Genomic DNA, 20,408 nt, shown 5'->3' with positions numbered 1-20,408 from the left:
GGTCTTGGGTCTGCCGCCAGCCCCGCTGGCGACGCAGACTGGCTGCTGCCTTAGTGCTGGGTAGTCGGCAGACCGCTATCCAGCTGACGTTGCAGCTCCTGCACCTGACGTTGTGCTTCGCGCAACTGGGCCTGAGCGGCAGTCTTCTGCTGCGCAAGCGCCGTGGCTTCCGCGCGCGTCTGCTGCTGCTGGCTGTTGACGATGTTCTGTTGCTGATGGGCCACGTCGAGGTCGGCCTGCAGACGATTCGCACGGTCCTGCGACAGGGCGATCATGCGCTCCGTGAAGGCCTTTTGCGCCTCCAGGCGGGTGCGGCGGATTTCGACGTCCGACAACTGCATGGTCTGACGGACGAAGTCCTTGTAGATCATCTCAGCGCGCGTTTCGTCCTCGGTCTTGACGACCCGCCAGAAGGTCTTCTGCTGGAACAGCGCGACGTAGTACGTCATCTCCTTCGGGTAGAACAGCATGCTCGCGCCGTAGCTACCGTTGTACGTCGTGCGCAGCTCCTTCAGATCCGACCCCCGGATCATCTGCTGCAGTTCCGCAACGTTGCCGGCGGCGGATTGCTTCGCCTCGTCGGGCGTGAGCGCCGTCGACTGTCCCGCCTGGTCCTGCGTCGTGGCCGGCAGTGCTGTCGTCGTACCCGGCTGGGAAACAACGGCTGCGCTTGCCCCGCTATCCGTCAGAGCCTGCGCATAAACGCCCTGCACGGTCCCCAGCGCCACCAAAGCGCCCAAGGCAATCTGTCGAAGTTTCGACTTGTGGTCCATGTAAATCCTGCTTGAACAGTTTTTGTTTTAGTACATCTGTCTCATTATTACTCACTTTCGCGTGTTTCGGGCTCTTCGTCGAAAATTTGGTACTTACGCATTTTCTCCCATAACACCTTCCGGCTGATGCCTAGCGTACCAGCGGTATCCTGCCTGCGCCAACCGTTTGCGTCGAGTGCCGCGAGCACGCGGCTGCGTTCGGCCATGTCCCATTTGCTGCGATCGACCAGCACCTCCGCCGCACTCTCGGCGGGCACCGGCTGATTGCTGCGCGCGAGCGCCAGCAGCCGTTGCAGCCGCGCCGCGTCCCACGCGCCGATCTGCCGCACCGTCACGCCGATCCGCTCGGCGAGGTTGCGCAGTTCGCGCACGTTGCCGGGGAAATAGGTGTCGGCGACGGCGTCGGCCAGCCAGTAGGGGATGTCGGGCAAGGTCTCGAGCCGCTCCTGACCGACCACCGACGCGATGAACGCCTTGAAGATGGCGATCTTGTCGACCGCGCCGCGTTCTTCGAGCGACGGGATTTTCAATTCGATCACCGCAAGCCGGTAGTAAAGATCGGCGCGGAACGTGCCGTCCTTGACCAGTTGCGGCAGGTGCTTGTTGGTGGCGGCGACCAGACGGAAGTCGAGCTTGATGGGCGTCGCCGAGCCGATCCGCGTCACCGCGCTGTCTTCCAGCACACGCAGCAGTTTGACCTGCTGGTAGAGCGGCAGGTCGCCGATTTCGTCGAGGAACAGCGTGCCGCCGTCGGCCTGCTCGAAATAGCCCTTGTGGGCCACCACTGCCCCGGTGAACGAGCCTTTCGAGTGGCCGAAAAAGAGCGACTCGAACAGGCCGTCCGGAATCGCGCCGCAGTTGACCGGCACGAACGGTCCCTGACCGTAGCGGCGGTGCTTTTCGTGCAGCAGTTGAGCGATGCGCTCCTTGCCGACACCGGTCTCGCCATGCACGAGCACGCTGGTGTCGCAGTCGGCGAACGTGTCGACTTCGTGCAGCAGCGCCTGCATGCATTCGGAGTTGGCGACCAGCGCGCTCGACTCGAGCGTCTGCGCCGTGTGCGCGCGGATTTGCAACACCAGCTTGGTGACCATCCCGCGCAGTTCGGCGCAGGTGAAGTCGAGCGGCAGGATATGGGAATACTCGGACGGGTACATGGCGGGATCGTGATCGCGCGGCGCGGCGCCGACCCACACGACCGGCATGCCGTGCGCGGCCTGCCAGTCGCGCAGGATCAGCGCGCCGCTATCGATCACGGAAACGCTGATGATCGCAAGCGACGGCCGCAGTGCGGTGCGCTCGGGCGAAATCGCGATGTCGTCCGCGCGGATCACCTCGACGTCGAAGCTCGCCATGCAGCGCGCGACGCGGTCGACGATGTCGGCCTTGCCTTCCCAAACGTAGATATCGAGTTCGTCGATTTTGGCGGTGGTTCTCATTGGCGAAGAATCAGTAAACCAGTTGGGCCTGACCGCAGGCGAGTCCGAGGTCGTGGACCGTGACTTCGCCGATCTGGACCCCCAGCAGTTGGAGTAAAGGCACGAGCAGTCCGTCGAGTGCAGTCAGTAGCGGACTCAGCAACGTATCCACCGCGGTCAGCAAGGGCTGTAGCAGCGCCGCGACGATGGGGCCAGGATTCACACCGCCCACGGTGAGATAGAGCGACGAAAGCAAGCTGTTATTTATTTGCGTCAGGAGGTTGATCGCCACCGAGCCCACGGCGTTCGAGTTGGCGGTCTGATAGTCGTCGGAATCGCCCGAGATACCGTTGAACGTCAATGGGGTCGCCGCAGGAGGCTGTACCTTGAAGGACAACCCGGCATTGGTGGTGGGATTGCCGGCGTAAATACTGATCAACGAATACGTCCCCACCGTGGCATTGGTCACCAACGCCGCCTGATTGCACGTGGCTGTCGTCGTAGTATTGGTAAAGTTACTGATCGCGTCGTTACCGACGCAAACATAAGCGAGGCCAGGCTGCGCCGAGATCACGCTCTGGCTCGTGGCCTTGCTGGTGGTGCATTGCGTGCTCTGCAGCCACGCCGTGCCCGTTCCCACTTCGATGTAGATGGGCAGGTTTAACGCAGTCACCGTAGCCAGTCCCAGGTTGATACTGAGCAGATTGATGTTCAGGTAGAGCCGCACGTCTGCCGAGTGCGCGCTGGTGCGCCACGTGCCGTCTGCGTTCTGCCCTGCCTCGCCAACCGCAATCACCGGCGGTTCAATGATCTTCACCTGCGCCGTCACGTTGGCAAGCGGGCTCAGATTGAGCGCAGTGCCAAGGTTGACCGCGGATTGCCCCTGCGCGACCTCAGCGGCCACCAGCAACGTATCGAGCAGGTTCACGGTGGCGTTGACCGCCGCCTGTGGATCGTCGAGCGCCACCGTCAACAGACCGTTGGTGGTCGAATTCGCGCCTAGCGCGACGTTGAGTCCGGATGGGATGGCGGCCTGGATCGTGCCCAGATCGGTAATCGCGGTCACCCCCACCGTCGCACTCTTGCCCGCAGCGGTAATCATCGCCGACACGAGTTTCGCGAGCGACACTTGCGTCCCGAGCAACTGGCTCATCGATCCGACGCCGAGTGCGGCCGCCAGATCGCCCAGCTTGATCTGGGTCGTGGCCAGGCCTTGATACGACGCCACACTAAGATTCAGGTTGGCGCCAGGCAGCAAACCGTTCAATAGGCCATTCAGGAGGCCGCCCGACAAGCTCGCCACGGTTGGGGTCACCGAGAACGAGCGAATGTTGGTCGCCTGCGCCGTGCTCACCGCCTGGATCACCCGCGCCGGCCCGGCGAAAAAATACGGCACGGTCTGGCTGACCGTGACCTGCACGGCATTCATCGGCGCACCGCTGGTCGCGAAATACGATTGACCGGCATTGACCGTCGGATCCCAGCGGCCGCACACCACCGTGACGGTAGCGCCGGTCGACAGACCGTTGCCTTTCACGGCATTGTTGTTCGCCGAGTTGGTGGCCGACGTGCAACCGCCGCCGTTGCTGATGGTCTGCGCGCCGGCCGCCGCCGCCAGATCGGCGGTCCGCTGCATCTCGCGACGCGCGAAATAGTAGTTGCCGACGTCGATCACCCCCAGCGCCGCGATCGCAAGGCCAATGCAGACCGCCGCCAGGATGGCGGTCACGCCGCGCTGGCGGCGCACGGACACATGGCCCGCGCGGCGCCGCTGCGCGAAGCGCCCAATCGTCGAGGAGGATGATTCGGAGACCGACATATCAGTTCTCAATTCTGCGGCAGCGTGCCGCCCTGTGAACTGCCGCTGCTCGACTGCCCTATCGCGGAACCGTAGTAATCGGGGATCTTCGAATTGAACGACTCCAGGTAGCGCTTGTAGGCGAGGCTTGCTTCCGCGCCCAGCATCGGCTGGGCCGGTGCGGCCATTGCATTGCTGCGCTGAAGCGCGAGCCACTGGCTCGTCGCGTGGTCGATTTCGCTGTTCGGCACAGGCGGTTGGCTGGCGTCGTTCTGCGCGCGGGCCACGTTCGCGCCACCGGCCAGCGCAAGCGCGGCCAGGGTCAGCACGAGGCTCGCCAGACGGCCCTTGCTTCGATTGATGGATTGGTTTGTCATGTTCGCCCCCTTCTGCCACCCTGCTATTGTGAGAATCGCTGCAACAGGCGCGGCGCTGGTCCGGGCGCCGACGCGCTCGCGACCGGCGCGTTACGGGCATCCTGCTGCGTTTGCGCCACGCCCGGCCGCGCCATGCCGGCCACCGCGATCTTGGCCGCGTCGCGGCGGATCGCCGCGCGCACGTCCGGCGAGAATTTCTGCTGATCCATCAACGTCGCCGCCCGCACGTTGTCGCCGTCGGCGAGCAGATACAGCGCGACGTTGCTGATGATCTTCGGATTGTTGTGATCGAGTTCCGCGGCCTTCATGAGCGGCACGCGCGCGCCGTTCACGTCGCCCTCGCGCAGGCGCGCGTAACCGAGATCCGACAGGGTCGGCGCATCGGTCGGCGCGAGCCGCGCCGCTTCCTGCAACTGCTGGGCGGCCCGCGGAAAATCGCCCGCCGCGCCCGCGATCAAGCCCAGTCCGCGATAACCGCGCGCCGCGAGCGGCGTGGGCAGCAGTTTCGTATAGGCATCCGCAGCTGCATCCGGTTGATCGGTCATACGCAGCGCGTCTGCGCGCATCAGGATCGTCTCCGGTCTCACGCCATACTGCTTCTCGAAGGCGTCGATATGGGCAAGCGAGGCGTAGTAAAGCCCCTCCGACTGCATCCGTCCGATCAGGTCGAGGTACACATCCGGCGTGTCGGGCGCCGGGTCGCGGCCCGCCTGCTGGATCTCGGCCGCGCGTTCGGCCTGCGGCCCCACGCCGTATCCCGACTCCTTCGACGCGCAAGCGCCGAGCAACGCGAGCGCCAGCACGGCGGTCGCGCGCCGGACCAGCCGCGCCCTGCGTGCCCCGCACGCTGTGCGTGCTGTACGCACCGACGCCGCCTGCCATGCAGGAGCGGCGCCATCGAGGGTTAGGTCGTACGTCATTAGCATGGCTTACCGTCTCATTGAATTGAGCGAATGCGTCACCGCGAGTACGCCCGGTCCCGCGGTCACGATCAGAAGCGCCGGCAGCAGCGTCAGGATCATCACGCCCGTCATCTTCACCGCGAGTCGCCCGACCCGTTCGCGCAACATCGAGCGCCGCGTCTCGCGCAAGCGGTCGCCGAACTGCTTGAGCGGCTCCTGCACCGCGCCGCCGTGGCGGTCCACCTGCACCAGCAGCCGCACGATCGCGCGCATGTCTTCGTTGTCATAGCTCGAGGCCAGCCGCTGCAGCGACTGCTCGCGGGTGCGGCCCGCCGCGAACTGCCGCTGGGCGATTTCCAGCTCGCTCGACAGCACCGGCAGCACGCCGCGGAAATCGCTCACCATCACCTGCAAGCTCTGGTCGAGCGACAGGCCCACCCCTTGCAGCAGGCGCAACAGGTCGACCAGCATCGGCAGTTCTTCGATCACCCCGCGCCGGCGTGCACCCGCGCGGCGCTGGATAAAGAATTTCGGCAGCATGAAGCCGACGATCATCGCGCAGATCACCAGCGCGACATAGCGCTTGCCGTCGACATGCCCGCCTGCGAGCGTGCCCGCGAGCAACGGCAAGACAGCCGCGAGGCCGACCCGCGCGATCAGGAACAGTCCGCGTGTGCGAGTGTCGACGAAGCCGCATTGTTCGAGCAGGCGCCGGTCTTCATCGGCGACCAGTTGGCGCCCGAACGGCGTATCGAGCCAGCGGATGCCGGTGTGCGCGAAGCGCTCCACCAGGGCCTTGATACCGGTGGCGTGCTCCGCCTTCGTCGTCCTGGCAGCCGCGTTCGGGACGGCGTCCGTCCCCCGCGCCGTCGCACTGGCGGCCGCGAGCGCAGCACTTTGCAGCGCGCGTTCATCGAGTGCGTGGGCCAGCGTGCGCTCGCTGCGCCGCGCGGCGGCGAGCCGCGCCAGCAGCACGCCGGCGATCAGCAGCAAGGCGAGCGCACCGAGCCCCAGCGCGATGGCGGCAACGTGATCGGCTTGCATCATGTCGCCCTCAGCCGCGTGAGGCGGTAGAGCAACCAGGCGCCGACCAGTTGCAAGCCGAACGCGAGATACACGAGTTCGCGTCCGGTCGGATCAAACCACATGGCGCCGAAGTAGCGTGGATTGGTGAGGATCAGAAAACCGCCGATACCAACCGGCAGCAGCGCCAGAATCCATGCCGACAGGCGCGTCTCCGCAGACATCGCGGACAGTTCGCGCTCGGCCTGTTCGAGATCGCGCATGAACGAAGCCATGCGGTCGAGCATCACATCCGCGCGGCCGCCGTACTTCACCGACAGGCGCAACACCGCGCCGACCAGTTCGAGCTCGCGGGCGCCGTACAGCACCGCCGCCTGCGAGAGCGCGCGGTCGATCTCGACGCCGGTGCGCAGCATGCGCGACACATGATCGAGACAGTCGCGCAACGGCGCGTCGGTGGTTTGCATCGCCCCCTGGAATGCCGCCGGCACGCTGTTGCCCAACGTGATGAGCCGCACGATGCCGTCGAGAAACGACGGCAGTTGCCGCACGATCGACTGGCGGCGCTTTTGCGTGCGCATCGACACCAGGAAGAAGACGAAACTCAGGCACGCGAGCAGCGTCACGGCCCCGGCCAGCACCCCGCCCTCGCGAACCGCCCAGAAGCACAGCACCGAGGTGGCAACCAGCATGATGAGCGCCGGCGTGCGGGCGTTCGCGATGCCGGCGCGACTCATCGTGTTGTCGATGGCAAAGCCCACTCGCGCTTTCAGGTAGGTCCATTGCACGCGCGAACCGGCGCCCTCCTCAGGGGCGTGCGGGGCCATGCCGCCATGCGCCGCCGTGGCTTGCCGCAGCGGCGCGGTGCGCGCCGCGCTGACGCCGCCCGGCATGGTCGGCGCCATCCGGCTGTCGATAAAGCGCTCCGTGCTCGCCCGCTCTTCGCGTTGCGCCCCGCGCTGCAACAACAGCAGCGCGCCGGCCGCACACAGCACCGCGAGCGCCGCGATGAGCACGATCGCACTAGACATTGAAGCCCCCGCCGAACCCGCCACCGCCAAAACCGCCGAACCGGCCGGTCTGCTCCGGCGCGCCGCCAAGTGCCTGCCTGAAGCGCGAAAGCTTGGGCGAATGCGGGTGAATGCCGAGCGAGACCCATTGGTCGATTTCTTCGCCATCCTGAGCAAGCACCGGCTCGTAGCGATACAGCTCCTGGGTGGCGATGATGTTGTCGGACAGGCCCGTCACTTCGGTGATGGACAGAATGCGCCGCCGCCCGTTCGAGAGACGGCCGATCTGCACGATGAAGTCGATCGCATTGGCGATCTGTCTCCGCAGGCTCGATTCGGTGCCCTGAAAGCCCGCGAAACCCGCCAGCATTTCGAGCCGGTACAGACACTCGCGCGGCGAACTGGCGTGCACCGTGCCCATCGAACCGTCGTGGCCCGTGTTCATGGCCTGCAGCATTTCCAGCACCTCGCCGCCGCGCACTTCGCCGACGATGATGCGGTCGGGACGCATCCGCAAGGTATTGCGCAGCAGGTCGCGGATCGTCACCACGCCCGCGCCGTCGAATCCGCCCGGGCGGCTTTCGAGCCGCACCACGTGCGGGTGGTTCAGCGACAGTTCGGCCGTATCCTCGATCGTCACGACCCGCTCGGGCTCGGGAATATGAAATGCCAGCGCATTGAGCAGCGAGGTCTTGCCCGAACTCGTGCCGCCCGACACCAGCACGTTGCAGCGTGCCGCCACCGCCGCTTCGAGCAGCGCGCCGATCTCCGCGTTGTAGGTGCCGTTGCCGAGCAGATCCTCGGGACGCATCGGGTCCTTGCGGAATTTGCGGATCGAGACGATCGGCCCGTCGATCGAGAGCGGCTCGATCACCACGTTGACGCGGCCGCCGTTCGGCAGCCGCGCGTCGACCATCGGATTCGATTCGTCGAGGCGCCGGCCGATCGGCGCGAGAATGCGCCGCACGATGCGCAGCAGATGCGCGTTGTCGGCGAAGCGCACGGGGATCTTGGTCAGAATGCCGTGGCGCGAGACGTAAACGTCGTTGTAGCCGTTGATCAGGATGTCTTCGACCGCCGCGTCGTTGAGCAGGTCCTCGATCGGGCCGAAGCCCGCCAGTTCCTTGGTCAGCGCTTCGGCAATCAGCCGCACCTCGCTCTCGTTGATCGGAATCCGGCGCAGCCGCACGAAGCTGTCCATTTCCAGGTCGACGAACTGGTTGATCGCATTGCGCGACCAGCGGCCGAACTCCGCGCCGAGTTCCTCGATACGCGTGAGCAGATGTTCGTGCGCCGCGTTCTTGATGTCCTGGAACTGCTGGCTATGCGCGAACGAAGGCGCGTCGTCGGCAAATTCGATGTCTTTAGCCATCGTCTATGACCGCTTGTTGGAGGTTGGAATGAAGCGCTTGAGCGCACCGAGCGCGGACTTGCCGCGCGCCTGCGCCGCAGCGCTCGCCGCTCCGCCGAGCCGCTCGACCAGCGGCTCGAGCGCACGAACGAACGGGTCGCGCGGCGACGCGTCGATCAGCAGTTGCCCCTGATTGACGGCCTGCCCGAGCGGCACGCGCCGCTCGGGCAAGGTGCCGAGCAATGGAATATCGAGGCGTTGCGCGATCTGCGCAGCGGTAAGACCCAGATCCGGATCGAACTTGTTGACCAGCAGGCGCACCTGGCTCACGTCCACGCCCTCTTCCCGCAAGGCGTCGAGCACGCCGACCGCCGAGACGATCGACGCCACGCCCTGATCGCACAGCAGCCAGGTTTCGTCCGCGGCCTGCACGACATGCGCGATGAACTCGCTGTTGCTGAAGCCGCCCAGATCGACGATCTGCTGGTCGAAGAACGCCCGCAGCCGGTTGAACAGGCTGATCGAACTGGAGTAGGACACCTCGCGCATGTCGGCCAGATTCGGCGGCAGCGACGTGAGCGCGAGCCCGCTCGCATGATGCGACAGCGCGGTGTGGACGAAGGTCTGGTCGAAGCGGCGCAGATTGCGCACGGCTTCGACGAAGTTGAATTCGCTGCGTGTGTTGAGCAGCAGTGAGCCGTCGCCGGCCGGCAAGCCCAGGTCGAACAACGCGGTCTGCCGACCTTGCGACGCGTCGCGCCGGTGCAGCATGGCCGACAGATTGGCGGCCAGCGTGCTCACGCCCATGCCCACCCGCGCACCGAGCAGCACCACCACATGGCCGTGCCGGCTGACCGGCTCGACCAGGTTGTCGATCACCTGGCGGGTGATGCGCAGCGCGTCTTCCGCCGGCGCCGACAAATCGATGAAATCGCGCACGCCGACGCGCAGCGCGGCGAGCGCACCCTCCGGCTCGGAGAGCGAACCGACCGCGACGATCTGCAGGCCCGGATAAGCGGCCCGTGCCGCACTCGCCGCGGCACTCGCCGCCGCGGCGCGGCCGCCGGAAAAGTCGACAAACACCAGCGACGGGTTGAGCGTCGCGATGCGCTGAGTCAGCATCGACGGATCGAGCGTCGCCTGTTCGACCGCACCGGCTGCCACCAGGGTATCGGTCAGCCATTGGACGTGTTCGTCGGCCAGCGACGCGAACACGAAGTAGTCGGTGATCACCCGTTCAGTCAATGAATGCGTTCTCGCGTTCATAGTGGACATCCCTTTGCAGCCTGAACTTCGCGGCCGCCGAATCGTACTGCGCACTGCTGCGGTTGGCCTGCGCCCATGCGCCGTCCTGCCCGCCCTTCCGGTTCGTCGCGCCGCGCGGCATCGGCCGCGCCGCGTGACGAACCACGTTCACTTCGAGAACCCCGGCGCCGCATCCGGCGACACGATGCCGCCCAGTACCGAACGCCACACCGCACCGTCGCGCTGCTCGGACTGCTCGCCGGGCGTCGTGGGCAATGCAGCGCCCTTGGCGATCGGCGAAACCAGATGCGGGGTCACGATGATCACCAGTTCCTTGTCGTTCTGCGAATAGCTCACCTGCTTGAAGAACGCGCCGATGATCGGCAGGTCGCCGAGCAACGGCACCTTCGACACATTCGAAATCGTCTCGCGGTCGATCAGGCCGCCGATCAGGAAGCTCTCGCCGTCGCCCAGTTCCACGGTGGTATCGGCACGCCGCGTCGTAATGGCCGGCACCGACACGCCGTTGATCGTGATGGCGTTGGTAAAGTCCAGTTCGCTCGCCTCGGGCGCGACCTTGAGCGCGATCCGCTGGGGGCTCAGCACGGTGGGCGTCAACATCAGACCGACGCCATACGGCTTGTATTCGATCGACACCGTGCCGAGTGCCTGCGGCACCGGCACCGGAATTTCGCCGCCGGCCAGAAAGCTCGCGCTCTGTCCCGACAAGGCGACGAGTGTCGGCTCCGCGAGCACCCGCGCGAGATTGTTGCTCTCCATCAGGCTCAGATCGGCGCTGATGCCATGCGTGACCGAGTTGAACACCAGGTTGAAGGCCGATGAGATCGGCATGGTCGAGTTGAACGACGGCGACGCGCCGAAGGTCGCCGAGCTGAGCGCCGAAGGGGCAAACGAGCCGAACGTGAAGCCGTTGTTCTGCTTGAGGATGCTCAGCCCGATCTGCTTTAACACCGAACGGCTGAACTCGACCACCCGCACGTCGACCTGCACCACCGAACGGGTCGCCACGGTCGAGGCGTCCACCACATTCGCGTCGGTGTCGCCCGCCGCGCCACCCGCCGCGGAGCCGCCCTTGCCGCCCGCGCCGCCACCCTTGCCGCTATCCAGACCGCTACCGAGCGCGGCAGCGTGAGCGCGCGCCTCAGCCTGCGCGACCGCCACGGCCCGCTGGTGCTGTTCCATCGTCGCGGCCGACCCGGAGATCAGCGCCGTATCGCCCGCCGTCTTCACCGACGGCGCGCCCGGCCCCAGCAACGCACCCGCTGCCGTACTCGTCACGTTGACCGTGTAGGACATCGGCGTGTCATGGTTGCGCTCCCACAGCATCAGATTGGTGCTGCCCGGCGATTTGCCGATCAGCAGCACGCCACCGCGCTTGTCGCCACGGATGATCAGCACGTCCGCGACCGTCGGGTCGCCAATCGCGATCCGCGTCAGGGTATGGCCGAGCGCCAGCGGCTGCTGCGAGCCCACCGTGATGTCGACAGTCTGCGGCGCATCGGCCGCCTCGCTAGCCGGCGCGACGGCCAGCGAGGCCATGCACAGCCACGCGGCCAACCCGCAAGCAAAGATCCGTTTTTTCATATTCTTATGGGCTCAACCGCCCGCCCGTTCCCTGAAACTGCTATCGAGCGACCGTTTCGGCGCGCCCACCCCGTATCACTTCAATACCGTCGTTCGCCGCACCCGCGACCCGCGTGACCGGCCGGGCGATGCGCGGCGCCGCCTGCGGATGCGCCACTGGATTGCCCGTACTGCCGGACAGTTCATCGAGCGCCACACCGGCCGCGGCGCGTGTCGAGTCCTGTGCGGCGTCGCCCGCCGGTGCGTTGGCGGCGATCTTGAGGACGCCCGCCGTCGGCGCAAAAGCGGCCGGATCGATCACTTCGTCGTCCTTCGGATTGCGCAGGGCGAAGACAAGCCGTCCTGAGGTTTCAGCCAGGGTGAGCTTGTCGACGTCGGCAACCGGTACGGCAAGCACGGCGGTCCGCACCATGCCGTTCGCATCGCCCGGGCTGTCGGCTGCCGGCGTGGCGTTGCCGAAAGCCAGCACACGGACCTTCGACATCAGGAGGCGCGCCTGGCTGCGCTCGACTTCGGCGCCGTTGCCCAGGTTGCCGTCGCGTTTTAGCGTGAAGAACACGTCGACCAGATTGCCCGGCCGCAGCCGGTTGCCGACTGCGTTGCTTTCGTCGACGCGGACCGCGATCGCCCGCTGCCCCGGTTCGACACGCTCCGCAATGCCCGACGACAACTGGCCTTCGAGCACCGGCGAATCCGCCCCGATGTCCGAGGTGGGTACCCGGCCAGCCAGTTGCGATGGGTCGCCGAACGCGCCGTTCGGATTGATCGGCAGCGTCTGCACGCGCAGCGCATCGACGGTGATCGGTTTGCCGGCGGGCAGCACGCGCGCCGCTACCACCACGGGGAAGGTGGCTTGCGTCACCGGCACGACCGGATGCGGCGCGGGCCGGCGCGAGAGCGTCCACGCAAAAACGCCCAGCAGCAGCGCGAGCGCGATCAGGACGCCGGCAAGGATGCGGGTCAGATTCGGCATGATGCGTCGCCCTGTGGTGTGAGCGCGGCCCGGCAGCGGACCCGCTCAGGCGAATCCTGCGCAACCGGAAAGCGAGAAACGAATGCGTACGTCACAGTATGTTTTCCGGGTTGAGTTGCACCATCGCACTGCTCACCAGCGAGGCGGGCAAGACGAAATTCAGCAGCGGCAAAGTCGGCACCAGGGGTGCGCTGGCGTACTTGTAGGTCAAGGTCACCTTGATGCAATCCATCGTGGCGTCGTAACTGCAGGTCGTCGAACTCGATACACAGGTCGCGCTACTGATCAGCGAGGTCACCACGTTGCTTGCCGCCGTGCATGCGGCAGTCGTGCGTGCAGCAAGCGCGTTAGTCGTGCTCGTTGCCGTCTGGTAGTTCAGCGCGGCGCGGGCCCCCTCTTCAGCGGCCAGGGTCAGGTTCTGCTGTGCGACGAAGATCAGGCTGAAGGTCACGATCCCGTACAGGATCATGAAGAACAGCGGAAAAATCATCGCGAATTCCACGGCCGCGGTGCCACGCTCGCGGCGCCGGCGCAGCAACGCAACCCGCGGATGCGAGCGCGGAGCCGATTGGTAAGCAGTCCGGTTCATTTCATACCCGCAGCAAAGACATGCCACCCCAGCCACGCGATGGCCGGCACCGTCAGGCAGGCCGCGTACGGCGTAGAACGCCTTGCACCCAACTCGAAGGTCGGCCCACCCTGGCGTCCAACCGCCGCGAGCCGGGTATGCGTAGCGATCAGCAACCAGACCGCGTGAACGCCTGCTGCGAGGCTCGCGACAACCCATAGGCCAAGCAGCGCATGCACGCCGCACCAGGCGCCAAGCACCGCGAACACCTTGACGTCTGCGGCACCCATCACCCCGAGTGCAAAGAACGGCAGCAGCGCCACCAGACCCACGAGCGCGCCGAGTGCCGCAGCCCCAGGCGAAACGCCAAAAGGACTGCATTGAAATAGCGCGCAGGCGAATGCCGCCACCAATCCGGTAGCGACGAGCGAATTCGGAATGCAGCGAGTACGGCAATCGCACACAGCGATCGCCAAGGCCCATGCGGCAAACAGAAATTGAGCAGTTGGCAAGTTCATATGGGACTCGACCGGCAACAAGAGTACCTGCGGACTGCAAAGCAGCCCGCATACGCTCTATTCGACCAGTGCTCTTAAAAGGCGCGGGCTAAGCGGCAAGCATGCCAATAGCCATCGCTCGCGCCTAAACGAGCTGCCACCGCCAATTACGTAGTCGGAATCTTGCTGGCGATGGTACTGAACAAGCCGCTCAGATCGGTACCCACAGTGGTGATCGTGCCAACGATCGCAAGTGCGATCAAACCGGCAATCAGACCGTACTCGATTGCCGTCACCCCTTTGTTATCTCTCAGGAATCTTGTAGTGAACTTTTTCATTTTCGCCCTCGGAACTTGCGGTATTCATTCGTATTTGCGCTGCATGTGATGAGGGTGTCGTCAGTGCCGTGGCCGATGATTCTCTCGTTCATCGACACGGGTCTTTTGCACTGCCACACCTTGTTCATCGCAGCCGGCTTCAAAGCGGTAAATTACATTTGGCCGTCTGTTCGATATCGCACCTCCCTCGTCAATCTTCGATGCTTTCGGCTTTTATAGCGTATCAATCGTATTTAAGCAATTGTCGGCTGTTGCGCGGGCGCTATTTTGTTTGAAGCCGTCTGTCTACGTAGATTAACGGCAGTTCGTGCGTTGCAGCACATAGGACTAACCATAGGTTAGATTCGCTCCACTAATTATCCGTTTGAACAAACCGTTTCAAGCAACACGTCCCCTCACGTTACGCACCCCACCGTAACGCCCGGTCCGGCTCGTTACGTTACGCCCGGCGCGGAACCGTTTTCAATGGCCATCATTCACGCCTGATTCCGATTCGATAAGCGCTACATCAATCAGCCGCAAATCCACACCGCGTCTCGCTTTGCGCCATTCAAACAGAATTCATTGCGCATTCTCCAGTGGAAATGGCACGGGTGTTGCAGAGATAGGCACGCAGCACTATCCAACAACACATGCGATTCGAGGGCGACATGAACATTCAAACGGCTAATCTCACGGTACGGGCAACATTGATCGCGGCAACGGTGGCAGCGATGCTGTCGTTGAGCGCTTGCGGGGGCTCGGGAACCTTGAGTTCGGGGACGGGGGGCAGCGGTAGCGGCAGTGACGGGGGCGCACTGTCGACGACCAGCGGTGGCATGGGCGCAACATCCGGCGGCTCGGACGGTTCGGGTTCGGGCTCGGGTTCGGGGACGACCACGAGCAGCAACACCGGCGGCGGCACCACCACGACGGGCGGCGGTTCGACCACCACTGCAACCGCAAATGCACTCGGCACCGTAGCCGGCAACACGGGCAATATCGTCAGCAACGTTGGCTCGACGGTCTCGGGCATCGGCTCGGTGATCGGCTCGCAATCTCTTCCGGGCGTCAGCACGGCAACCACTCAAGCGGCTGCCGGCATCGTGGACAACGTGGGCGCAGCCGTCTCCACGCTCGGCAATGGTCTCACTGCAGGTCTCGGCCAGCTCGGCACCGGCGGCAACGCGATCGGCACCACGGTATCGAGCCTCGGCGGCGTGGTCGGCAATGTCGGCGGCGCGGTCACCAGCACCGGCAATCTCGTGACGAGCCTCGGCAGCGGCGCACTCGCCCCGCTCGCACCCGTGACGTCGCCGCTCGGCGGCGTGATCGACACACTCGGCGGCGCCGTCACCAACGGCGGCAGCACCCTGACCACGGCACTCTCGACCGGTCCGGTCGAGCAGGTCACGCAAACGCTCAGCACGGCCATCACGCCGATCACCTCGATGGTTGCGTCCACAACCGAAACCGTCGGCACGGCTACCGGTCTCGGCGCACCGCTCAGCGGCCTGCTGTCGACCGTCGGCAACGGCCTGGGCAAGGTCGGCAGCACGATCGCCTCGGCCGGCGGCAACCCGGTCACGACCGGTCTCGGCGGTGTCGTCACCAGCACCGGCACAACGGTGACCTCGGTGGGCGGTCTGCTGACGGGCGGCAGCACGAACCCGCTCGCACCGTTGACCGGTCTGCTCGGCAGCCTCGGTTCAGTGGCCGGCGGCACCTCCAGCAGCGGCCCGCTCTCCCCGTTGACCGGCCTGCTCGGCAGCCTCGGTTCAGTGGCCGGCGGCACCTCCAGCAGCAGCCCGCTCGCCCCGCTGACCGGCCTGCTCGGCAGCCTCGGTTCAGTAGCCGGCGGCACCTCCAGCAGCAACCCGCTCGCGCCCGTCACCGGTCTCCTCTCGAGCCTGACCAGCACGCTTAGCGGCGCCAGCGGCGGCAGCGGCAGCCCGCTCGCGCCCGTCACCAGCCTCGTCTCGAGCCTGACCGGCACGCTCAGCAGCGCCAGCGGCGGCAGCAGCAGCCCGCTCGCTCCGGTCACGGGCCTCCTGTCCACGGTCACCGGTACGCTCGGCAGCGCCACCACGACCGCCAGCAACGCGACCAAGAGCACCACCACGACCGCATCGACCGGCCTCGTCAGCGGCCTGACGTCGACGAGCGGCGGCGGCGCGGTGGGCAGCCTGTTGTCGCCCGTGACGTCGCTGGTCGGCGGTCTGCTCGGCGGGATTGCGAAAAAGTAACCAGGCAGATGGGCGGCCGCGCCTGCGCGGCTTCCCACTTGACCTGACCTGAACTGAGCCGCGCCGCTCAGAAACGGTTGCACCGGCGCGTGGAGACCATCCAGTCAGACTCACAAGAGACCGAGGAGCACCCTATGTCCACCCCACGTTTTTTTGTTCACGAGGCGGCCCGCGCAACACTGTCGTCGCTGCGCGTACCGCTCACCGCCCTCGCCGTCGCGTGCCTCCTCGCCGCTTGTGGCGGCAGCAGCGTCAACGCGCCGCCCTCCACCTCAAACACCGGTAGCGGCTCGAGCGGCGGCACGACCACCACCACCGGCTCCGGCGGCGGCACGAGCACCACCGGCTCGGGCGGCAGCACGACGACCACCACCAGCGCAAGCGGCACCGCGGGGACGGTGACGACGGCGGCGAAGACCGTCAACGATCTCGGCACGACCATCTCGTCGCAGACGCTGCCCGGTCTGAATTCGCAGGTGACGCAAGGTCTCGGCAACACGGTGTCGGCCAGTAGCGGCACGCTCACGGCGCTCGCCAATGCGGTCAGCAACGGCGTCGGCCAGACCGGCTCGACGGCCAATCCGGTCGGCACGACGGTCGCGGGTCTCGGCTCGGTGGTCGCGTCGACGAGCGGCGTGGTGCAAGGCCTCAGCACGACCGTCGGCGGCCTCGGCACCGGCACGCTCGCGCCGCTGGCGCCGCTCACGACGCCGCTCGCCAGCACCCTCAGCACCGCGGCCGGCGCACTCAGCTTCGGCGGCACGACGCTCGGCAACGTGCTGTCGTCGGCGCCGGTGCAACAGATCACCCAGCCGGTCAGCACCGCCATCACGCCGCTCGTGCAGAGCGCGGGGATCCTGACGCAAACGGTCGGCACCACGACCGGCCTCGGCGTGCCAGTCTCGGGCGTGCTGGCGCAAGTCGGCGGCGCGCTGGGCTCGGCCGGCTCGACCATCGCCTCGACGACGCAGAATCCGCTCGGCACCGATGTCGGCAACCTCGTCGGCTCGCTCGGCAACACGGTCACGAACGCCGGCGGTCTCGTCAATCCGAACGGCCCGAACGGCGCCGCGCCGATTCCCGGTCTGATCACGAGCCTGTTTGGCAGCACCACCGCAGTCGTGGCCGGCGGGCCGCCGACCGGCGCCTCCGCCAACGGCCTGCTGGGACCGCTGAACGCCACGCTGACGAGCCTCGGGCTCGGCGCCAATCCGCTCACCTCGGTGACCTCGCTGCTCGGCAGCACGCCGTTGTCGGCGCTCTCGTCGGCCACCGCCGGCACGCCGCTCGCGTCGGTGACCGGTCTGCTCAGCGGCGTTCCGCTCGGCTCGGTCACCTCGACGCTGGGCAGCGCAACCAGCAGTTCCAATCCGCTCTCGGCGCTCACCGGCGTACTGGGCACCGTCACCAGCGCGGCCAACGGCACGCCGGCCGGTTCGCTGCTGACACCGGTCACAGGTCTCGTCGCGACGGTCACCGGCACGCTCACCAACGCGACGAGTTCGTCGAGCAGCGCCACGAGCGGCGTGACCTCGCTGCTCGGCGGACTGCTGCCCACGCAACATAAGTAGTCCGCATCACTGGGTGAGCAAGCCGTGAGAGATCTCAGTTCGCACAGGCAGTTCGCATGAGCCACGTGCTCCGCAACGCACGGAGCACGTGGCATAACACGCGCAGGCATGGCAGTATGCGCGAAGCCACACACAAGCGTTCACGATCAGCCTGGCCGGGCGACGCGTCCGCACGATAAGAACGGCATACGAGGGAATACCGATGAAACTCGGGTACGGCAGATGGACACTTCTGCTCGCGGCGATGGCCGCGGGCGCAGTGCAGGCGCAATCGCGTCCGGCGGTCGGCGGCAATCCCGTGGGGGGCAATCCGCTCGATTCGATCCCGCAAGTCAACGCGCCCGACAAAGGGCCCAACGTCACGCTGCAGGTCCAGCCGCAGGCGCCGCAATTGCAGGCCCTGCTCGCGACCCACGTGACGCCCACCAAGTTTCAGGTCGAGGGCGTGAAATCGATTCCGTTCGACGACGTCGCGCAACGCTTCACCCCGCTCGTCGGCAAGGACATCACCATCGCCGACCTGATCCAGGTGGCCGACGGCGTCACCAAGCTGTACCAGGCGCGCGGCTATGCGCTGTCGTTTGCGTTCGTGCCGGCGCAGACCTTCGAGAACGGCGTGGTGCGCGTGACGATCGTCGAAGGCTATGTGTCCGAGGTCAAGGTCACCGGCAATCCGGGCAAGGAAGAAGAGAAGATTCGCGCGATCGCCGAACACATCCGCGACGACCGGCCGCTGCGCCGCGCCACCTTTGAGCGCTACATCAACGTGCTGGGCATTCTGCCGGGCATCAAGGTCGCCGCCAACGTGCCGCCGCCGCAGAACACCGACGGCGCCACCACGCTCGAACTCAAGGTCGAGCACAAGGCCGTCAACGTCAGCACCGGGGTCAACTTCAACCAGCCCGGCGTGCAGGGGCTGCTGACCGCGACCGAGAACGGCCTCACGTCGCTGGGCGAGCAACTGAGCATCTCGGCGCTGCTGCCCAAAGGCCGCGACAACGTTACTTACCTCGCCGCCCACGGCGCGCTGCCGATCGGCAGCGACGGCCTGGTGGCGAAGATCGATGCGTCGCACTATCGCGGCAATCCGGTGGACAACCCCGGCCTGCCCTCCTACGTGGAGCGCACCGTGATCAACGACAAGCTCGGCGGCTCGCTGTCGTATCCTCTGCTCCTGAGCAACAGCCAGAGCGTGCTCGGCACCGTGTCGGCCTACGCCTCGCACGACGAAGACGACTATCACAACACGATCAACGGCGCGCAGATCGGGCTGCGCTCGCAAGTCCGCGTGCTGCAGTTGCAGGCCGACTACACCAGCGTGCAGACGGGCCAGGTGCGCAAGGCGAGCGTCAACGTCGCGCAGGCCTTCAACATTCTGGGCGCGTCGAAGTCCGGCGATTCGAACATCCCTGGCGTGGTGGAAACCAATCCCGTCTCGCTCAACTTCACGCGCACCGGCGCGAGCTTCTCGCAGACCAACGAGTGGCCGCTCAAGATCGGCACCGCCATCGCCATGACGGGCCAGTACAGCCCGGATTCGCTGCCGACCTCGGAGCAGATCTCGTTCGGCGCGCAGCATTTTGCGCAGGGCTATGAACCGGGTGAGGCGTCGGGGGATTCGGGCTGGGGAGCATCGGTCGAAATCAATCGCGGCTTCACGCCGGGCTACACCTATCTGCAAAGCGTCACGCCGTATGTGTCGTTCGACATGGCGCGCGTCTATCTGCACGCGGGCACGCCGTCGCCGTCGAAGCTTTCTTCGATCTCGTTCGGTTTCCGCATTTCCGATTCGAAGTACTACACGCTCGATCTGTCGGTGGGCAAGGCGGTCGGCGATGCGCCGGTTGAAAGTGCCTCGCGCAGCCCGCGGATCAACGCCACTTTCTCGTATCAGCTGAATTGAACGGCGTGTGAGGTTCGTGCGGCGCGTTGCGCCTGGGCGTACCAGGCACGCGCCGCCGGTTTGACTAGAGGGTCCACTATCAAACGGACCGGGCACTTTCACGTATTCTGCGCTGACCAACCCGGCAACACCCCGGCATGAGGAGACCCCGCGTCGCCCGACATGCCAATAACGCCGCGCGACCATGATCGCGCCGACTTTTCTCAAGGAGGAAGACAATGACACCATTCACCCAACGCACCCGCGCCATGATGATGCGCACCGCCAGACAGGCCGCGCTCGCCGGCGTGCTGCTCGCCAGTGCCGTCACCGCGATGGCGCAGGCCGATAGCCCGGTCGGCACGTGGCAAACCATCGACGATCACACGGGCCAGCCCAAGGCGCTCGTGCAGATCACCCAGGACAGCAGCGGCGCGCTGGACGGCAAGGTGATCAAAGGCCTCGGCCCGAACGACCAGCCCGAGCGCCGCTGCACGGCGTGCACGGATGCGCGCAAAGATCAGTTGATCCTCGGCATGACGATCATCAACGACATGAAAAAGGTGGACGACGGCTGGGACGATGGACAGATTCTCGACCCGGAAAACGGCAAGATCTACAAGTGCAAGATGCACCTGGAAGACGGCGGTCAGAAACTGGTGGTGCGGGGGTATATCGGCGTTTCGCTGCTGGGCCGTTCGCAGACCTGGATTCGCCAGCAATAAGTTTTAAAGGCCTGTGCGTGGATCACCGCGCGGGTCACTGCACCTGCCTGCGGCGCATCGCGCGGCGCCGCAGGCAGATAGAAAAACCGGCCGACGATTTTCTCGTGCGGCCGGTTTTTTATGCCTG

At 65.8% G+C, this 20,408-nt stretch carries 19 protein-coding genes; 4 read left to right on the top strand and 15 right to left on the bottom strand.

All coding sequences use genetic code 11. The features are described 5' to 3' along the window. Positions 1–50 precede the first annotated feature (50 nt). The 15 genes from BUS12_RS18890 to BUS12_RS18825 form a co-directional block, all read right to left on the bottom strand. Entirely contained in the window at positions 51–773 is a 723-nt protein-coding gene (locus tag BUS12_RS18890; protein WP_074298204.1) for a DUF2968 domain-containing protein, read from the bottom strand. A 47-nt stretch (positions 774–820) separates the two neighbouring features. Then, positions 821–2,212, bottom strand: a complete 1,392-nt coding sequence (locus BUS12_RS18885; RefSeq protein ID WP_074298202.1) for a sigma 54-interacting transcriptional regulator — start codon at positions 2,210–2,212, stop codon at positions 821–823. 10 nt (positions 2,213–2,222) lie between these two features. Further along, positions 2,223–4,010, bottom strand: coding sequence for a TadG family pilus assembly protein (locus tag BUS12_RS18880; RefSeq protein ID WP_074298200.1), 1,788 nt, complete (start codon positions 4,008–4,010; stop codon positions 2,223–2,225). Between the two features lie 8 nt (positions 4,011–4,018). Beyond that, positions 4,019–4,366: a DUF3613 domain-containing protein gene (locus BUS12_RS18875; RefSeq protein ID WP_074298198.1), complete on the bottom strand. Its 348-nt coding sequence runs from the start codon at positions 4,364–4,366 to the stop codon at positions 4,019–4,021. 23 nt (positions 4,367–4,389) lie between these two features. Beyond that, complete coding sequence (locus BUS12_RS18870; protein ID WP_253190162.1) at positions 4,390–5,292, bottom strand: tetratricopeptide repeat protein; 903 nt, start codon at positions 5,290–5,292, stop codon at positions 4,390–4,392. Positions 5,293–5,295: 3 nt separating this feature from the next. Then, complete coding sequence (locus BUS12_RS18865) at positions 5,296–6,312, bottom strand: type II secretion system F family protein (protein ID WP_074301577.1); 1,017 nt, start codon at positions 6,310–6,312, stop codon at positions 5,296–5,298. Further along, on the bottom strand, positions 6,312–7,322 hold the full coding sequence (locus BUS12_RS18860) for a type II secretion system F family protein (RefSeq protein WP_074298195.1): 1,011 nt from the start codon (positions 7,320–7,322) through the stop codon (positions 6,312–6,314). The genes BUS12_RS18865 and BUS12_RS18860 overlap by 1 nt, the downstream gene beginning before the upstream one ends. Beyond that, positions 7,315–8,673 carry a TadA family conjugal transfer-associated ATPase gene (locus BUS12_RS18855; RefSeq protein ID WP_074298193.1) on the bottom strand — a complete coding sequence of 453 codons (1,359 nt, stop codon included), beginning with the start codon at positions 8,671–8,673 and terminating at the stop codon, positions 7,315–7,317. The genes BUS12_RS18860 and BUS12_RS18855 overlap by 8 nt, the downstream gene beginning before the upstream one ends. Before the next feature lie 3 nt (positions 8,674–8,676). Further along, positions 8,677–9,918: a fimbrial protein gene (locus BUS12_RS18850; protein ID WP_074298191.1), complete on the bottom strand. Its 1,242-nt coding sequence runs from the start codon at positions 9,916–9,918 to the stop codon at positions 8,677–8,679. Then, the gene (locus BUS12_RS38250; protein ID WP_143788400.1) at positions 9,890–10,069 is read right to left on the bottom strand and encodes a hypothetical protein; all 180 of its coding nucleotides are present in this window, start codon (positions 10,067–10,069) and stop codon (positions 9,890–9,892) included. Before BUS12_RS38250 ends, BUS12_RS18850 begins: the two co-directional genes overlap by 29 nt. Next, positions 10,066–11,502 (bottom strand): type II and III secretion system protein family protein, encoded by a 1,437-nt coding sequence (locus tag BUS12_RS18845; RefSeq protein WP_074298189.1) that lies wholly within the window; start codon positions 11,500–11,502, stop codon positions 10,066–10,068. Before BUS12_RS18845 ends, BUS12_RS38250 begins: the two co-directional genes overlap by 4 nt. Positions 11,503–11,542: 40 nt before the next feature. After that, on the bottom strand, positions 11,543–12,478 hold the full coding sequence (gene cpaB, locus BUS12_RS18840) for a Flp pilus assembly protein CpaB (protein ID WP_253190253.1): 936 nt from the start codon (positions 12,476–12,478) through the stop codon (positions 11,543–11,545). Positions 12,479–12,566: 88 nt separating this feature from the next. Then, positions 12,567–13,064 (bottom strand): TadE/TadG family type IV pilus assembly protein, encoded by a 498-nt coding sequence (locus BUS12_RS18835; RefSeq protein WP_083640516.1) that lies wholly within the window; start codon positions 13,062–13,064, stop codon positions 12,567–12,569. After that, positions 13,061–13,561, bottom strand: a complete 501-nt coding sequence (locus BUS12_RS18830) for an A24 family peptidase (RefSeq protein WP_074298185.1) — start codon at positions 13,559–13,561, stop codon at positions 13,061–13,063. Before BUS12_RS18830 ends, BUS12_RS18835 begins: the two co-directional genes overlap by 4 nt. Before the next feature lie 146 nt (positions 13,562–13,707). Next, entirely contained in the window at positions 13,708–13,878 is a 171-nt protein-coding gene (locus BUS12_RS18825) for a Flp family type IVb pilin (RefSeq protein WP_074298184.1), read from the bottom strand. 650 nt (positions 13,879–14,528) lie between these two features. Here BUS12_RS18825 and BUS12_RS18820 point away from each other — a divergent pair. The 4 genes from BUS12_RS18820 to BUS12_RS18805 all read left to right on the top strand — a co-directional run bounded on the left by BUS12_RS18820 (position 14,529) and on the right by BUS12_RS18805 (position 20,281). After that, positions 14,529–16,103, top strand: coding sequence for a collagen-like triple helix repeat-containing protein (locus tag BUS12_RS18820; protein WP_074301575.1), 1,575 nt, complete (start codon positions 14,529–14,531; stop codon positions 16,101–16,103). A gap of 134 nt (positions 16,104–16,237) precedes the next feature. Further along, complete coding sequence (locus BUS12_RS18815) at positions 16,238–17,674, top strand: collagen-like triple helix repeat-containing protein (RefSeq protein WP_074298182.1); 1,437 nt, start codon at positions 16,238–16,240, stop codon at positions 17,672–17,674. A gap of 202 nt (positions 17,675–17,876) precedes the next feature. Continuing rightward, positions 17,877–19,577, top strand: a complete 1,701-nt coding sequence (locus BUS12_RS18810; RefSeq protein ID WP_074298180.1) for a ShlB/FhaC/HecB family hemolysin secretion/activation protein — start codon at positions 17,877–17,879, stop codon at positions 19,575–19,577. Between the two features lie 218 nt (positions 19,578–19,795). Beyond that, complete coding sequence (locus BUS12_RS18805) at positions 19,796–20,281, top strand: DUF2147 domain-containing protein (RefSeq protein WP_074298179.1); 486 nt, start codon at positions 19,796–19,798, stop codon at positions 20,279–20,281. Positions 20,282–20,408: the final 127 nt, after the last annotated feature.

Origin of the sequence: Paraburkholderia phenazinium (assembly GCF_900142845.1) — a bacterium.
Taxonomy (GTDB): Bacteria; Pseudomonadota; Gammaproteobacteria; order Burkholderiales; family Burkholderiaceae; genus Paraburkholderia; species Paraburkholderia phenazinium_A.
Note: the sequence above shows the minus strand (reverse complement) of the source record. Positions and strands in the feature narration are given on the sequence as shown.

Excerpts from the sequence above, each read along its gene's own strand:
- BUS12_RS18890 (WP_074298204.1), bottom strand. The coding sequence starts at position 773 with ATGGACCACAAGTCGAAACTTCGACAGATTGCCTTGGGCGCTTTGGTG.
- BUS12_RS18885 (WP_074298202.1), bottom strand. The coding sequence starts at position 2,212 with ATGAGAACCACCGCCAAAATCGACGAACTCGATATCTACGTTTGGGAA.
- BUS12_RS18880 (WP_074298200.1), bottom strand. The coding sequence starts at position 4,010 with ATGTCGGTCTCCGAATCATCCTCCTCGACGATTGGGCGCTTCGCGCAG.
- BUS12_RS18875 (WP_074298198.1), bottom strand. The coding sequence starts at position 4,366 with ATGACAAACCAATCCATCAATCGAAGCAAGGGCCGTCTGGCGAGCCTC.
- BUS12_RS18870 (WP_253190162.1), bottom strand. The coding sequence starts at position 5,292 with ATGCTAATGACGTACGACCTAACCCTCGATGGCGCCGCTCCTGCATGG.
- BUS12_RS18865 (WP_074301577.1), bottom strand. The coding sequence starts at position 6,312 with ATGCAAGCCGATCACGTTGCCGCCATCGCGCTGGGGCTCGGTGCGCTC.
- BUS12_RS18860 (WP_074298195.1), bottom strand. The coding sequence starts at position 7,322 with ATGTCTAGTGCGATCGTGCTCATCGCGGCGCTCGCGGTGCTGTGTGCG.
- BUS12_RS18855 (WP_074298193.1), bottom strand. The coding sequence starts at position 8,673 with ATGGCTAAAGACATCGAATTTGCCGACGACGCGCCTTCGTTCGCGCAT.
- BUS12_RS18850 (WP_074298191.1), bottom strand. The coding sequence starts at position 9,918 with ATGAACGCGAGAACGCATTCATTGACTGAACGGGTGATCACCGACTAC.
- BUS12_RS18845 (WP_074298189.1), bottom strand. The coding sequence starts at position 11,502 with ATGAAAAAACGGATCTTTGCTTGCGGGTTGGCCGCGTGGCTGTGCATG.
- BUS12_RS18835 (WP_083640516.1), bottom strand. The coding sequence starts at position 13,064 with ATGAACCGGACTGCTTACCAATCGGCTCCGCGCTCGCATCCGCGGGTT.
- BUS12_RS18830 (WP_074298185.1), bottom strand. The coding sequence starts at position 13,561 with ATGAACTTGCCAACTGCTCAATTTCTGTTTGCCGCATGGGCCTTGGCG.
- BUS12_RS18825 (WP_074298184.1), bottom strand. The coding sequence starts at position 13,878 with ATGAAAAAGTTCACTACAAGATTCCTGAGAGATAACAAAGGGGTGACG.
- BUS12_RS18820 (WP_074301575.1), top strand. The coding sequence starts at position 14,529 with ATGAACATTCAAACGGCTAATCTCACGGTACGGGCAACATTGATCGCG.
- BUS12_RS18815 (WP_074298182.1), top strand. The coding sequence starts at position 16,238 with ATGTCCACCCCACGTTTTTTTGTTCACGAGGCGGCCCGCGCAACACTG.
- BUS12_RS18810 (WP_074298180.1), top strand. The coding sequence starts at position 17,877 with ATGAAACTCGGGTACGGCAGATGGACACTTCTGCTCGCGGCGATGGCC.
- BUS12_RS18805 (WP_074298179.1), top strand. The coding sequence starts at position 19,796 with ATGACACCATTCACCCAACGCACCCGCGCCATGATGATGCGCACCGCC.